Below are 14,340 nucleotides of genomic sequence, written 5' to 3'. Positions count from 1 at the left end.
TCCCGTGCGCGCCATCTGCACGACGAAATGACTTACGTCGCTGCCCATTTCTGGGGCCCAGTGTCGGACGTATCCAATCCATGGGGGCCGCAGATTCGAATACGTGGGGCATACGGTGCACCAGACGGTCTGGTCTACCTCTCCTGGAATGGGGTTCAACCATGCGTCTCGATCCGACTCGAATCGCTACCGTCACCGCATCTTGCGCCATGGTGGCCGCAAGTCTCGCTGTCCTTGGTCCGGTAGCCAACGCGCAGAACGGCAAGTTGGCGTACATGTGCCGGAAGATCGTTGCGGTCGGTGACGGTGGCAGATACAAAGGCACCGACTGCAGAGTCTCACCACAGTCAGGCCCCACGTCCGGGAACATCAACGACCCCTTCGCCATGAGAGGTCCGGGTATCCAATACATCTGCGGTCCGGTCCCGGACGGCGGGCCCCTCGGCAATGTCAGTCACGCGGGTAAGACGTTGAATGTCTATGGGTACAGCTGCTCGACGAACGTCAAGGAATAAACCCACGCCGCGGGTCGCACCCGCCCGCCCACGGCACCAACTGCTGTTGGTCGGATGATCACGGGGAACTGATGGCGGGATTTCCCGAGAGAGGAGTTACCTCAGTTCCCCGTGATCGTTTGTCCAACAGTGCATCTCGGCAGGTTGCCAGCCGAGCGCGAATGCCGCCGCTCGGGGGTGGTAACAACGACACACCGGTGCCGCCGTGCGAGGCGCGGGGCCGACCTCCGGTGCGACAATTCGGGCACGATAGGGGCATGGTCGAATCCTGGATCACTCCGAAGGCTGTCAAGGGCGTCGGTAGCGCCATCGCCGGGCGGGGGCTTGTCGCTGTCGAGCCGATCGCCGCGGGCCATACCGTCGCTGCCAAGGGTGGTCACATCGTCACCACCGATGAGCTGCACCGACTCTCGGAACGCTTGCAGAATTCGGAGATCCAGATCGACGACAACCTGCACCTCGTCGCGAAGACCGACGACGAGTACGAGCGGGTGATGCTGTTCATCAATCACTCCTGCGAGCCGAACGTCGGGTTCGCGGGGAACACACTGCTCGTCGCCATGCGCGACATCGCCGACGGTGAGGAGTTGACTACCGACTACGCGTTATTCGATGACTACGACGGCTCGATGGACTGCTCCTGTGAGCATTCGACCTGCCGTCGGGTAATCGATGGCCACGACTGGCGGCGCCCCGATCTGCAGGCCAAGTACCGCGGTTACTTCTCCCACTATCTCGCCCGCCGCATCAGCTCTTCGCACGCGTAACGACGAGACGCGCGCAGGTCCACGGCAGCCGTTGAGCGCCAGTCGATCTCGCGAGCGGGCATGGGTCGTCGGCCGACCTTGCCGCCTCTCACCGAACAATCCGCCCCACCACCCTGGCCACATCATCGAAATCCAACAACTGGCCATCACCCAACCGGAACACCCAACCGACACCGTCGCCCGCATCCTCGGCAAACCTCCCCGCACACGCGAGTCCTTCCCGACCGAAAACCTCGGTGCCTTCCGGCATCTCCCGGCACGAGCCGCAGACTCAAGACGAATAACATTGGCGCCCAACAGGTTTCATTAAAAAAACCGTCATCCGGGGTTCCTCGCGCCCGCGCGGCCAAGATCGCCATTTCGACGCGTCCGCCCCATTGTGGGAGGACCATATTGTTGTATGTCCGAACGAGTTGTCGCGCGGCAACTCACCAACCCACCCCTCGACCTCGCACCCCGGAAGACTGCCACATGCGACCCGCGACACCCACCCACGCCCAAGCAAGTTGGTCCGCTGACCCCTTCCCGCCGCTCCTCGCCCCCGCGACCGAACGCCTGCGCTCCCATCTGCTGGCGCGCGTCGGTCCCGACGGCGCGGTCCGCGACCCCTGTCACAGCCGGGTCCTCGAATCCGTTCTGGCGCTGAACCTCTTGGAGCGGACCGGTCTGCAACCCCAGCGGCGGACTCGCCTCGCCGACTATCTACGTACCGAGGCCACGACAGACCCACTGGACCGGATCCTCGTCGACCTGGCCCTCACCCGCACCGCGACCGCGGGCCCCACCGCAGGACTGGCCGAGGAGTTCCTCGCTCGTGCACCCGGATTCACCGGCGCCCGCAAACACGCCATGTTCGACGCGACCTTCGCCCTGTACGGCCTCTCACCCCGCGGCCCGCTCGACACGAGCGCCTTCGACCTGACGGGCTTGCACTGCTGGGCCAGGGCACAGGTCACCGCCGTGAAGATAGTTCTCGCCGATGCCGCCGGCCGGCACAACCACATCAGCGACGAGGACGTGCGAATCCTGCTGGAAACCCAACGCCAGGACCAGGTCTGGGAGAACAACGTCCTCATCCATCTGTGGGCGCTGCACGCCCTGCACCGCCTCCCGCACACCGAAAACGTCGTGGCCGAGGGGGTGCTCAAAGCCATGGCCCATCAGCGGGAGGACGGTGGGATGCCGTTCGTCGGCGACACCGACACCTGGTGCACCGCCACCGCCGGTGTCGCACTCGCCGCCGCCAGCGCCCCGCGCGAGGTCCTGCACAGCATCGCCGCGCACCTACTATCCCAGCAGCAGCCCGGCGGCGGATGGTCCTACACCGACGTGGCCTACCAAACCGACGTCGACGACACCTCGGTCGCTATCCAGTTCCTGGACACACTCGACCCGGTCGGATATCGCGAGCCGATCCGCCGAGGCGAGCAGTCACTGATGGCGGTCCGTAATCCCGATGGCGGATTCCCCACCTACATCGGCGGGGCAGCGTCCGAAGCCTGCATGACCGCCGCCGCGCTCGACGCGCTCACCCCGCAGTGGCAACACCACCGCGACACCATCGCCTCCGGGCTCGACTTCCTGGCCGGGCAGCAACACGAGGACGGGTCCTTCCCGCCGGACTGGTCGAGCAGCCGCTTACACACTGTCTTCCGCGCTCTGCTCGCCGCCACCCGCAACCCGCAACACCAGCCAGCACACCTGCGGCAGATGACCAAACAGATCATGGCCCTCGTGCTGGACGGGCAGAACACCGACGGCGGTTGGGGGCAACAACACCGGGAACCGAGCGACCCGATCAGCACCGCCTACGCCCTCATCGCCGTGTGCCACCAGGACGACCCGGCACCGGCCGTACGCGCGGCGACCTACCTACTGGCCTGCCAGCGCGACGACGGCAGCATCGCCTCCATCCCCGATTCGATCGGACCGCGACCGCTGCGATTCACCATTCCGATCCTCGCCGACATCTTCACGCTGCTTGCCCTCGGCCACCTCTCCCGCCGCATCGCTGCGCGTGCTCGTTGAGGGCTGTCCCCGCCCACATCGCGCCGAGCCCGCCCACGCGGAGTATCGACTCGAGAACAGGTTCGGTACGGATTTGCGGCCGATGGAGGACTCACCGGAATATGCTGACGCCGTACGTTTTGGCGAGTAGCAACTTGGAATGGTGAGCTTTGCAGAATCCTGCGCGGCCACCCGCGGAGAGGAGCATCATGTCGGATGGTCGCGATCGGTCCGGTCCTCGCTTGCCGACCACCATCGACACTACGAAACCGCACGAGGCTCGTTTCTACGATTACTGGCTCGGCGGTGCGGACAACTATCCGGTCGATCGTGCGCTCGGCGACAGAATCGCCGCGCACGTCCCCACGATCCGGACCATGGTTCGCCACAACCGCGCCTTCCTCGGTCGCGCCGTGCGCTACGCGATCACCGAACTCGGCATCACCCAGTTCCTCGACATCGGCACCGGCCTGCCGACCGCCCGCAATACCCACGAGGTTGCGCAGGAGGTCGATCCGGCGGCCCGCATCGTCTATGTCGACAAGGATCCGCTCGTGCTCGCCCATGCCCGCGCCCTGATGACGAGTACCCGAGCGGGCAAGACCGCGTTCATCCACGCCGATCTGCACGACCCCGAGTCGATTCTGGCCGACCCGACCCTGACCGCCACCCTCGATCTCGATAAACCGGTCGCCATCACGCTGACCATGATCATGATGTATTTCCGCGATACCGACGATCCGCACGGCATCATCGCGCGACTGTTGGACGCGGTGCCCTCCGGCAGCAGTCTGACGATCAGTCACCCCACCGCGGATTTCAACGCGCAGGCTACGGCGGAGGCCGTGCGGGCCTGCGAGCGCGCCGGTATCACCATGGTCCCGCGCACCCGCGCCGACACCGAAAAGCTGTTCGCCGGAACCGAAATCGTGGATCCTGGCGTGGTCACGCTCGAGGACTGGCACCCCGAACTCGCCGAGGAATCGCTGTACGAGGTCGATCCCGACGCCGGGCCCGCCTGGATCTGGGCGGGTGTGGGACGCAAACTCTGATCGACGCCCGAATACCTTCGGCCGCACACTCCGGTGCGGCCGAAGGTGATGGTCAGCTCGCGGTCAACGCGGCTCGTCGACGAACACCCGCCGCATCTCCGACAGCCGCGCCGGGTGCCGTCGGTACAGATAGACGAGCACGGCAACCCCGATCAGATACCAGACTCCGATGACCAGGCCCGCCTGACTCGACGGGTAGGTCAATGGCGTGACGAACTTCAGCGCCCCCGCACCGATCCCCATCGCGGTGATCCAGGCCGGCACGAACGCAACGATGCCGAGAACCGGAATCACCAGGTGCAGTAGCCAATTGAATTCGGCACGCTGTCGTCGTAGGTAGAACATGACGCACGACAGGTTGAACACCATGTAGACGGCGATCATGACGCCGGCGAGGATCGTCGCGAGGAAGACGAAGGCCGTGGTCGGGCCGAAGTGCAGACCGATCGGCAGGCCGATGGCCAGCGTCACCAGCAATTGGACGACCACGCCGACGTGCGGCGAGTTCCACCGAGGATGCGTGCGCGACAGCGCGGCAGGCAGCAGCCCGATCCTGGACATGGCATACCAGGTGCGGGTCGTCGCCAGGGTGCCCGCGTTCCCGTTGGCGAAGGTCGAGTTCAGGATGGCGAGCAACGCCACCACCCAGCCGATCCCCCACACATCGCGGGCCAGTGCGATCCACGGGCTCCCGTCGCCGAGCTCGCCGAAGCTCGCATACCGCTGCGGCCCGAAGAACACGTCGCCCGCGTAAGTGGTGAAGACATAGAGCAGGCCGATGGCAAAGCAGGACGCGACGACGGCGATCGGAATGGTGCGGCGCGGGTTGCGGGCTTCCTCGGCGAGCGGTGCCGAGGCCTCGAAGCCGATGAACGCCAGGATGGTATAGATCGACGCCGCGGCGACACCGGAAAACCCGTGGTAGCCCTCGACTGTCGCGAAACGCAGCGTGAAAACCGATGTGGTGTTTCCCGATCCGGCCTTGACCACGAGCCAGCAGGCCAGCACGAGAAATACGAGAATCTCGAACAGGCCGAGGACGGTGCCGACCTGCGCGCTGACCCGCACGCCGCGATAGTTCAGCAGGGCGATCAGCACGGCCGCCGCGATCATGACCACGACCCAGGTGGCGGTGAACGGCCAGTCGAACTCGCTGTGCATCACCGAGCCGACCAGATAGCCGACGAGGATCGTCGTCGTCGGACCGATCAGCGCCTCGACGAGCGCGTAACCCCAGCCGACCAAGAACCCGACCATCGGATGCAGTGCCTCGGCGGGGTAGGTATAGATGCTGCCCGCCGACGGCAGGTGTTTGGCGAGCTGCCCGATCGAACTCGCGACCAGCAGACACGCCACCAACGCGAGCAGCACCGCGAGCGGCAGCGCGCCACCCGCATAGGTGGCGCCGACCGCGATCGACAACGCGACCGCGCCCGCGGGCGCCATCGAGGTGACGGATTGGAACAGCACCTCGCGCAAGCCGATAGCGCCGCGCGCCAGGCCCGACGATCCGGTGGAATCGGTGGTCGCCATAGCCGCCCCCTTCGTCTCCGTCCTACGAGCATGCGGTCTCCCCCGCTCCCGCACTGGCGTTTTCACGTGTCTGATCCGCCGCGGGAGGACCATGCTGAGGTATGGCCGCCGATACGACTCGATCCCTGGCATCAAGCCTGGCCCGCTACAGCGCGACGCTGGCCGGGACGGTCGGGCTCGCCTACGCCCCGGTCGGGGGCGAACGGGCCGTCGCGCTCGGCGAGTGGACCGGCGGGGTGGCCTGGTCGACCAGCAAGGTGCCGCTGGCGATCGCCGCGCTGCGGGCGGCTCCGGTCGCCGCGAAAACGGCGGTGGTACCGGCCATCACCGTCTCCGATAACGCCGCGGCCGAGCAGCTGTGGTCGCTGCTCGGATCCCCCGCCGACGCCGCGGCGGCGGTAGCGGCCGTACTGCGCGACGGCGGCGACACCGTCACCCGCGTGCCATCGCGGCGCCGCCGCCCGCCCTATACCGCCTTCGGTCAGACGGAATGGACTGCCACGCAACAAGTTCTGTTCACCGCGCAGCTCCCGTGCCTCGACAACGGCCCCGACGTCCTCGCGCTGATGCGGGCGCTCGCCCCGGAGCAGCGCTGGGGTCTGGCCCGGTTGCCGGGGGCGGCCGCCAAGGGCGGCTGGGGTCCCGACGAGCAGGGAAACCTGGTCCGTCAATTGGGCGTGCTCCCCAACGGAGCGGGGTGGACCGCGGTGGTCCTCGGCGCGCAGCCGACGTCGGGCGCCTTCGTCGACGGAATCGCGCTGCTCGACCGACTCGCCGAGTGGGTCGGCGGTCACCTTCAGCGGCTACCCGCCGGACGATGTCTACGATAGTCGGACGGTGACGCGACGACACCGACTAGATCTCGATCCACGGTGCTTCGAAAGCAATTGAGCCGAACCGCATTACGGACGGAGGTATGGTGGATTCTCATCCAGTTTTCCGGAAGGCCTCGATCCGAACGGATTACGTCATGGGGTACTCGCATCGCCGACTGACCTATCCAGGCATCCTGTTGTGCGCACTGAGTGTCGTTGCCGGACTGTCGATCCCGGCTCGTGCTGAGCCATCACCGCCGCCGGAACCGCCCAGCGCGTATGTCGATGTCGCCGCGGCCACGGTATGGACCACGCCGCAGAGCCCACGTCCGGTCGATCAGCCCGCCTTGACCAACCCGGTCGACGTCCCCCGCTGGATAGCGGATATGACGTTGGCGGAGCAGGAAGCCCTCACCTCCGACAACCTGACACAGACCCAGGCGTTGTATGGCGATCGTGTGTATGTCCTGCGGCAGCAAGGTGATTGGTCCGAGGTGGTGGTCCCCGGGCAGCCGACACCGAAGAACGCGCTCGGCTATCCCGGCTGGATACCCAGCGTTCAGCTGACCACCAGCCCGGAGTTCGCCGCGCTGCAGACACTCACCCCCTTCGCCCTCGCCGACCGCTCCTCGACCACCTGGCTGTACAGCGACCCCGAGCTCACGCGCCGAGACATCGAAATCAGCGCCAACACTCGGCTTCCGGTACTCAGCCGCACCGGTGACGGGATCATGGTCGCCACCCCGCGCAGTGGTCCGAGATGGCTGGACGCCAGCAGCGCCGATGTCTATCCGAAACCCACCGACATCCCGTATCCCACCGCCACCGATCTGGTGCGGACCGCGACCACATTCCTGGATCGCCCGTATCTGTGGGGCGGACGCGCCGGGTTCGGCATGGATTGCTCCGGATTCACCTCGACCATCTATCAGATCCACGGAATCACCCTGCCCAGGGACGCCGGACCGCAAGCCACCGACGGAAACGGCCGCCCGGTCGACAAGAATGATCTACAACCAGGTGACCTGCTGTTCTACGCGCACGACACCAAGGACCCCGGCTCGATCTATCACGTCGCGATGTCCATCGGCGGCGATCGGATGATCGAGGCATACGATTCCGCCACCCCGGTACGCATCACCCCGGTCCGATTCGGCCAGGACTACTGGGGCGCGGAACGCTATTTGCACGGCAGATGACCCGAGCAGCCTTGCGGCCCTTCGGCAGTTAGCTCGGCACACATTGGACGGCTTTTCGATTCGACGCCACCTCGCCTGAGCAGCGTTCACCGACGTTCCCTGCCTCCCATCGAGGCGAGTGATGACCACCACTGATGGGTTGATCCGATGATTCGCCCGTCCTAGGCTTTGCGATGGGGGTTCATAGATACCCAGGTCTCGGTCGAAATGCCAAAGGGGGCAGGCTCTTTCGCGGTCCGGCTAGTAGTTCGGCGCTGGCCTGGCAAGAGTGGCATCGTTTTCCAATGCACGGAGGGGGCCCACATGTTGATCGCTGTCCAGATGACCGAACCTCGATCAGTCGGCAACGCGACCGGAAGAATACCCGCGTGAGCTGGGGACGCGCGGGCCTCTCCCACGCATTCCGAATTCCGACCGTCTCGGAGGCGACGCGGTTGGTTGCGGGATTGGTGCTGTCGGCCGTAGGCACTGTCATGAGCCTGCGCGCCGACATTGGTGTGGCGCCGTGGGACGTGTTCCACGGCGGCATTGCCCACAGCACACCGCTGAGTTTCGGGCAGGCGGTCATCCTGGCCGGGTTCCTCTTGATCGGTGTGAACTGGATACTCGGTATTCCGCCCGGCATCGGCACCGTATGCAACATGGTCTTGATCGGGCTGCTCGATGACGCGCTGCTTGCCACCGATATCGGTGCGCACCTTGCCAACGGGCCGATCGTCGCACGCATCCCGGTGCTGTTCATCGGGTTGGTGTGCATCGGGTTCGGCGCCGCGCTCTATATCAGCGCCGGACTCGGTGCGGGACCGCGTGACAGTTTTCAGCTTTCGCTGTCCAAGACCTTCAATCTGCCGGCGGGGGTGGCACGCACCCTCATCGAAGCAGCCGCCGTCGGAATCGGATGGCCACTCGGCGGCAATGCCAACTGGGGTACCGCGGCAGCGGTCTTCCTCATCGGCCTGATCATCCACGCGTCCTTCGCGCTCCTGCATCTCGACCGCACCGGTAAACGGACGCCAAGCGCGCCGCAACGTCAGACCACATGAGAGCACGATGGTCACGCCGTGTGACTCTGCCGCCTCACTACAGTGCCGCTGCCGCACGCCCTGCCGTATGCGATAGCGACGGGCAGGGATGGCCGCACGTGAGCGTCAATCGTTGTGGTGGGCGCGCCAATCGGCTAGTTTCGCGTGCACGTTCCGCAGTGCCTGGTAGGAGTCGAGGTAGACCTCGAACAGTGGGTCCAGTAGGTCTGCTCGTTCGTTGTCAGGGGTGAAGACACGGTCGATTGTCACGGCTCGGTCTGTGGCGGTGGCGATGTCGGGATAGATCGCGGCGCCGACGCTTGCCAGTAGTGCCGCGCCGAGTACGGCGCTGTAGTCGCGTGTTTCGAGCCGTTGTACCGGTCGGCGGAGTACGTCGGCGAAGATCTGCGACCACAGATCGCTGTTGGCGCCGCCGCCGGAGAAAGTGACCGATGCCAACGGTGTACCGCATGCGGTCTCGACGGCGGCAAGGACCTGCCGTCCGGACATGGCGACACCTTCGAGGACTGCTCGGGACAGCTCCGCGCGCGAGGTGGTCGCGCTGAGGCCGAGGAAGCTGCCGCGCACCGTGGCGTCCCACAGCGGGGCGCGTTCACCCATGAGGTAGGGGGTGAATACGACGCCGGAGCCGCCGGGTGCTGCCGCGGCGGCCTCGGTCACCACTTGCTGAACTGTGCGCGCGCATGTTCGGCTCCACCACCGCAGTGCCTCGCCCCCGGCCTGGGTCGGACCCGCGTGCACATACAGGCCGTCGATGGGTGGGAAGGTCACCACGCCGTGGCTCGCACAGGCGTGTTCCGAGGTGCCTGCGACGACGAGTGAAGTGCCGCAGGCGATCATCGCCCGGCCGGGTGTGATGAGGCCGGAGCCGTAGATGTCGCCGAACGCGTCCATGGTCCCGACGACCACGGTGGCCGAGCCCAGTAAGCCGACGAGCTCGGGGGCGACTACCGCGCCCACCGGTTCCGCCGCACCCGCCAGCGGGGGCAGACGCTCGGCCAGCCCGTCGACAAGGCGCACCGCATCCGCGAGATATCCGGTGCCGTCACCATCGACGAGGCCGACGGAAGACAGTCCGTCGGTAGCGATTTCGCCGGTCAGTCGCGCGTTGATGTAGTCCTTCGGGCTCAATACCCACCGGGTGCGCCGCCAGACCTCGCGATCGTGGCGGGCCACCCAGAGCGCGCGTGACACCAGCCGGGAAGCGTCGAAAGTGAAAGGGCCACCCCAGATCTGAGCCTTCTCCTCGGCAGTGAACCGGCCGTCGAGCTCGCGGGCGACCGCAGCGCACCGTTGATCCTGCCAGGTGATCGCGGGCATCAGCGGGCGAAGGTTCGCGTCGACGAAGATGTGGGTGTTGACCTGACTCACCACGCCGACGGCTCGAACCGACTCGGGCGCAACGTCTTTCAGGACTGCTTCGATGCCGCGAACACAGCCCTGCCACCAGTGCCCCGGGTCCTGCTCGGCCAGGCCAGGACCAGGACGTGTCATCACATGCTCGGTCGCGCACGCGCGCACCAGTGGGCCGCCGACGGTGAACACCGCGACCTTGACCGCCGTCGTACCGACGTCTATGCCGAGAACCAGCTCGTTACCCATTCCACCATCCACCCGACCAGCATCCACGTTCGCTGGCTTCACCGGGGTACGCAGCGCCGGGGTCCTCCACCGAACAGGGTTGTCAGCCTTATCCGGATGAAGTGTCGTCGGGACCTGGGCGAGTATCGCGCCCGGTCCGCTTGGCCAGCTCGTTCGCGAAATTCTGCCAGTTCGCCGCGTATTGCCGGGCGATGCGAGCGATCATCGCATCGCAATGCGACGGCACGCCCGCCAGCATTCTGTCCCAGGATTCGGGATCCAGGGGTTGAGTACCGAGTAGCCGCAACAGGATTCGCCCGGACTCGCTGAACCGTACCGCAGGGTGCTTCTGCAGGCCGCGGAGGAGTTCGGCCAGGAGCTCGGGACTCTCGTCTTGGGTATCCGAGCCGGACGATCGCCGCGATTTCGACGGCACGGGCGGCTCGCCCCGTTGCAGTCTGGCTCGAACGTCGCGCACCGTCGCGGGCGAGACACCGGCTTCGCGCGCGATTTCCCGCAAAGACGCGTCCGGTCGGTCCGCGATCAGTCGCGCGGCGCGCATACGTCCAGCACTCGGGTCGGTGGGGCGCATCTTTCCGTCGAGGCCCAATCGGCTGTGTAAACCAGGGAGGTCGGCACCCGAGCGACGTCGAATCGCCGCCACAGTCTTGGTGGCCAGACCTGTACACGCGGCAATGAAGCCGTCTGACCATTGGGGATGCGTGGACAATATGCGTACGGCCGCGGCCGTACGATCCGCGAGAGTCAAGGGCATACCGTGTGCGATATTCGCCTTCACCGCCACAACGAACGCGTCCATCTCGTCGCCATCGAAGAAAACCGCCGCGACCTGGGTTTCACCACGTAGTCGCGCGGCGCGCAGCCGATGGACGCCGTCCACCACGGACATCGACGATCGGTGGATGATGATGGGCGGAAGCGTTATGTCGAGGCTCGCTATCAACCTGACGTAATCGGGGATCTCACCGGCCAGCCGTGGCGTCTCGCCGATCCGCACCGAATCAATAGGAACTAATTCGACCGCATGCAAAACCTCGCGATCCGTGAATTCGACATCGACAACATGGCCGATGCCGTCAGAGTTCGCACTCGTCACAATATCACCACCCCAGGTCGCCGCCCCGCTGCCAACGAAGGCGGCCGACCTATACTGCCTAGAAATACGATACAGACCTGGTTATTACCCCTCCCCATTCCGGAAATCGGCCTGAATTAAAATAGGTTACGAGTTTATCCTTATCATAACATGATGAATTCTTCGCCGCAGGCAAATCGATATCGCGCCCTCCCCGGATGCCCGACGTCGATCCCCCTCGACTGCCTGCGCCGGGCTGTTCAACCCGGGGAGATCCCTACTTGAACGGCACTACCCGGCGTGAATCAGAACCCGTTGCCACGGTTGACAATTCGAGCGCCTCATATCAAGATGACTGACAGCACCCGGACATCCAGCACCGTCGTTGCTAATCATCACCCCCGCAACAGGATACGATCACCGAACCGAGACTCCGGACCAACACACAGCGAGATGGTTCCATTGTCCGATAACAGTCTTCCTTCAGCGCGGCGCACACATCCTGGCAATGCGGGGACCGACGCTGCCCTCGGTCGGCCGGTGCGCACCTATTGCCGAAACTGTGAGGCACTCTGCGGTATGACAGCCCTGGTCAACGGGCCATCGGTGCTGGAACTACGACCGGATCCCCGCCACGCGATCTCACACGGATACCTGTGCCGGAAAGGCATCGCGATGGCGGGCATCCAGCACGACGACGCCCGAGTACTGCACCCACTGCACCGAACCGACACCGGCGACTTCGAACAGGTCAGCTGGGAACAGGCCGTCGCCGATATCGCACGGCGGCTGGACGCGATAGTCGAAGAATCGGGTCCGGATGCCCTCGCCTGGTATCTCGGAAACCCCGCGGCGTTCAGCCCGACGCATTTGTTCTCGGCACTGGTGTACATGCGGTTGCATGGCAGCCGCCAACTGTATTCGTCGATATCGCAGGACGGTGCCGCCAGATTCGCCGCGTCGGCATTGCTGTACGACGACCCGACCTTCATCGGGATACCCGATATCGAGCGCCTCGACCTGATCGTCATTATCGGCGCGAACCCGTTCACATCCAATGGATCGCAGCTCGTCATGCCGAACATTCAGGCACGTCTGCGGGCCGTCGTGAACCGGGGTGGCCGGGTTATTGTCATAGACCCTCGCCGGACCGACACAGCCGACGCTTTCGAGCACATCCAGATCAGGCCGGGCACAGATGTATGGTTACTCTCGGCAGTGCTCCGCCTGATACTGGAGAGCGACGAATTCGATATCGACTACGCGGATATCTACGCGCGGGGAATCGAGATACTGAAATCGACGGTCGCCGGCGTTACGCTCGAAGAGACGGCACGCCGAACGGCAGTATCCGAGGCGGAGATAGTCGACCTTGCCGATGCTATAGCCAAGGCAACGAGAATGGCGGTGTACGGGCGCACCGGCACCTGTACGAGTGCCGAAGGCACGCTGGTGACGTTCTTGATGGACGCACTCAATATCCTCACTGGAAACATGCTCGACAGTGGCGGCGTACTCGCCGGCTGGACACCGTGGCCGATGCGACTGGCGGCGAACCTCCTCGGCATCGACGGCTACGACCGATATCGATCACGGATCGGCAGGATTCCCGAGGTATTGGGATTCATGCCCGCCATCGAACTCTGGACGGAGATCGCGACGCGAGGCGTCCGTGCGCTGTTCGTCTCCGCCGGGAATCCGGTGCTGACCGTGCCGGGAACCGCTCAGGTGAAGGACGGACTTTCCGCGCTCGAACTCTTCGTCTCCATCGACTTGTATGTCAACGAGAGCAACCGGAACGCCGACTACATTCTGCCTGCCACCACCTGGCTCGAACGCGCCGACAGCCAATTCACCCTATTGCCGCTCATGGCTCGACCGTTCGTACAGTCCACTCAGCGCGTGGTACTACCGCGAGGTCAAGCCCGTGAGGAACGGGAAATCATCCGTCGGCTGCTCTGGGCGGCGCGACCGAGGTCGATAACCCGCCGCGCGATCTCCCGGCTGCTCGCCGTACTTCTCTCGATCGATATCGGGGCGACGATACATCGTCTGAACAGGGCACTGACGATGCTCTCGCGCGGGAACGCGGCGGCCGAACACGGGCACGCCGGGATATCCCTGCGCCGCGCACCGCGTGGGCTCGTCCGGCACATTCGCCGCCACGGCCGAGTGGATCTAGCCCCCGGCCCGATCGTGGCGCGGCTGTCGAAAGTCTTCGCTGAACACACCGAGCCGGATCGGGCATACCCCATGCTGATGATCGGCCGACGCGAACGGACATCGTTGAACAGTTGGCTGCACCTGCCCACCAAGCGACGCGGTGCCCCGACGCTGCAATTGGCACCCCAGGATGCGCAGGCACTCGCGGTGGACGACGGTGACAGAGTCCGAGTGAGTTCCAGGGACGGGCAGTTGATCGCCACCGTCGAAATATCCGACAGGTTGTTGTCGGGAGTCGCGTGCCTGCCACACGGATGGGCCTCGTTCGAAGGCCATGGATGCAATGTCAACAACATAACGCCGGATCGGCTCGAATCCGTCGACAAGCTCTCCGGGATGGCCCGTCTCAACGCCGTGGACGTGCGCATTTCGGCGACCGATGCGTTCGAAATATGAGGTGTAGCACCGAGTGGAATGGTAATGCGCATGCGAGATCTACAACCGCGCCAACACAATCGGCCAGGGTTCAGTGAGGTAGTTCGACGGTGGGAAGGCGCGGACAGCTACGG

10 protein-coding genes are annotated in these 14,340 nt (G+C 65.0%); 7 read left to right on the top strand and 3 right to left on the bottom strand.

Going from position 1 to position 14,340, the window contains the following annotated elements; translation table 11 throughout:
* The first annotated feature begins 772 nt into the window (after window positions 1-772).
* The 3 genes from OG203_RS43900 (at window position 773) to OG203_RS43890 (ending at window position 4,341) form a co-directional block, all read left to right on the top strand.
* Window positions 773-1,282: an SET domain-containing protein gene (locus OG203_RS43900; RefSeq protein ID WP_405163107.1), complete on the top strand. Its 510-nt coding sequence runs from the start codon at window positions 773-775 to the stop codon at window positions 1,280-1,282.
* A 471-nt stretch (window positions 1,283-1,753) separates the two neighbouring features.
* The gene (locus OG203_RS43895; RefSeq protein WP_405163106.1) at window positions 1,754-3,310 is read left to right on the top strand and encodes a prenyltransferase/squalene oxidase repeat-containing protein; all 1,557 of its coding nucleotides are present in this window, start codon (window positions 1,754-1,756) and stop codon (window positions 3,308-3,310) included.
* 188 nt (window positions 3,311-3,498) lie between these two features.
* Window positions 3,499-4,341, top strand: coding sequence for an SAM-dependent methyltransferase (locus OG203_RS43890; protein WP_405163105.1), 843 nt, complete (start codon window positions 3,499-3,501; stop codon window positions 4,339-4,341).
* 63 nt (window positions 4,342-4,404) lie between these two features.
* On the opposite strand, the gene OG203_RS43885 is transcribed toward OG203_RS43890, so the two are convergent.
* Window positions 4,405-5,874, bottom strand: a complete 1,470-nt coding sequence (locus tag OG203_RS43885; protein ID WP_405163104.1) for an APC family permease — start codon at window positions 5,872-5,874, stop codon at window positions 4,405-4,407.
* Window positions 5,875-5,975: 101 nt separating this feature from the next.
* Here OG203_RS43885 and OG203_RS43880 point away from each other — a divergent pair, with 101 nt between their 5' ends.
* The 3 genes from OG203_RS43880 to OG203_RS43870 all read left to right on the top strand — a co-directional run bounded on the left by OG203_RS43880 (window position 5,976) and on the right by OG203_RS43870 (window position 8,931).
* Window positions 5,976-6,704: a hypothetical protein gene (locus tag OG203_RS43880; RefSeq protein ID WP_405163103.1), complete on the top strand. Its 729-nt coding sequence runs from the start codon at window positions 5,976-5,978 to the stop codon at window positions 6,702-6,704.
* A 140-nt stretch (window positions 6,705-6,844) separates the two neighbouring features.
* Entirely contained in the window at window positions 6,845-7,888 is a 1,044-nt protein-coding gene (locus OG203_RS43875; protein WP_405163102.1) for an NlpC/P60 family protein, read from the top strand.
* Window positions 7,889-8,256: 368 nt separating this feature from the next.
* On the top strand, window positions 8,257-8,931 hold the full coding sequence (locus tag OG203_RS43870; RefSeq protein ID WP_405163101.1) for a YitT family protein: 675 nt from the start codon (window positions 8,257-8,259) through the stop codon (window positions 8,929-8,931).
* Window positions 8,932-9,036: 105 nt separating this feature from the next.
* On the opposite strand, the gene OG203_RS43865 is transcribed toward OG203_RS43870, so the two are convergent.
* On the bottom strand, window positions 9,037-10,533 hold the full coding sequence (locus OG203_RS43865) for an FGGY-family carbohydrate kinase (protein ID WP_405163100.1): 1,497 nt from the start codon (window positions 10,531-10,533) through the stop codon (window positions 9,037-9,039).
* A gap of 88 nt (window positions 10,534-10,621) precedes the next feature.
* Window positions 10,622-11,629 carry a ParB N-terminal domain-containing protein gene (locus OG203_RS43860; RefSeq protein WP_405163099.1) on the bottom strand — a complete coding sequence of 336 codons (1,008 nt, stop codon included), beginning with the start codon at window positions 11,627-11,629 and terminating at the stop codon, window positions 10,622-10,624.
* A 330-nt stretch (window positions 11,630-11,959) separates the two neighbouring features.
* Between OG203_RS43860 and OG203_RS43855 the strand changes: the two genes are divergently transcribed.
* Window positions 11,960-14,227, top strand: a complete 2,268-nt coding sequence (locus tag OG203_RS43855) for a molybdopterin-dependent oxidoreductase (protein WP_405163098.1) — start codon at window positions 11,960-11,962, stop codon at window positions 14,225-14,227.
* Window positions 14,228-14,340 lie beyond the last annotated feature (113 nt).

Source organism: Nocardia sp. NBC_01499 (genome assembly GCF_045040275.1).
Taxonomy (GTDB): domain Bacteria; phylum Actinomycetota; class Actinomycetes; order Mycobacteriales; family Mycobacteriaceae; genus Nocardia.
The sequence above is the reverse complement of the archived record's forward strand: the minus strand, read 5'-3'. Positions and strand labels throughout refer to the sequence as shown.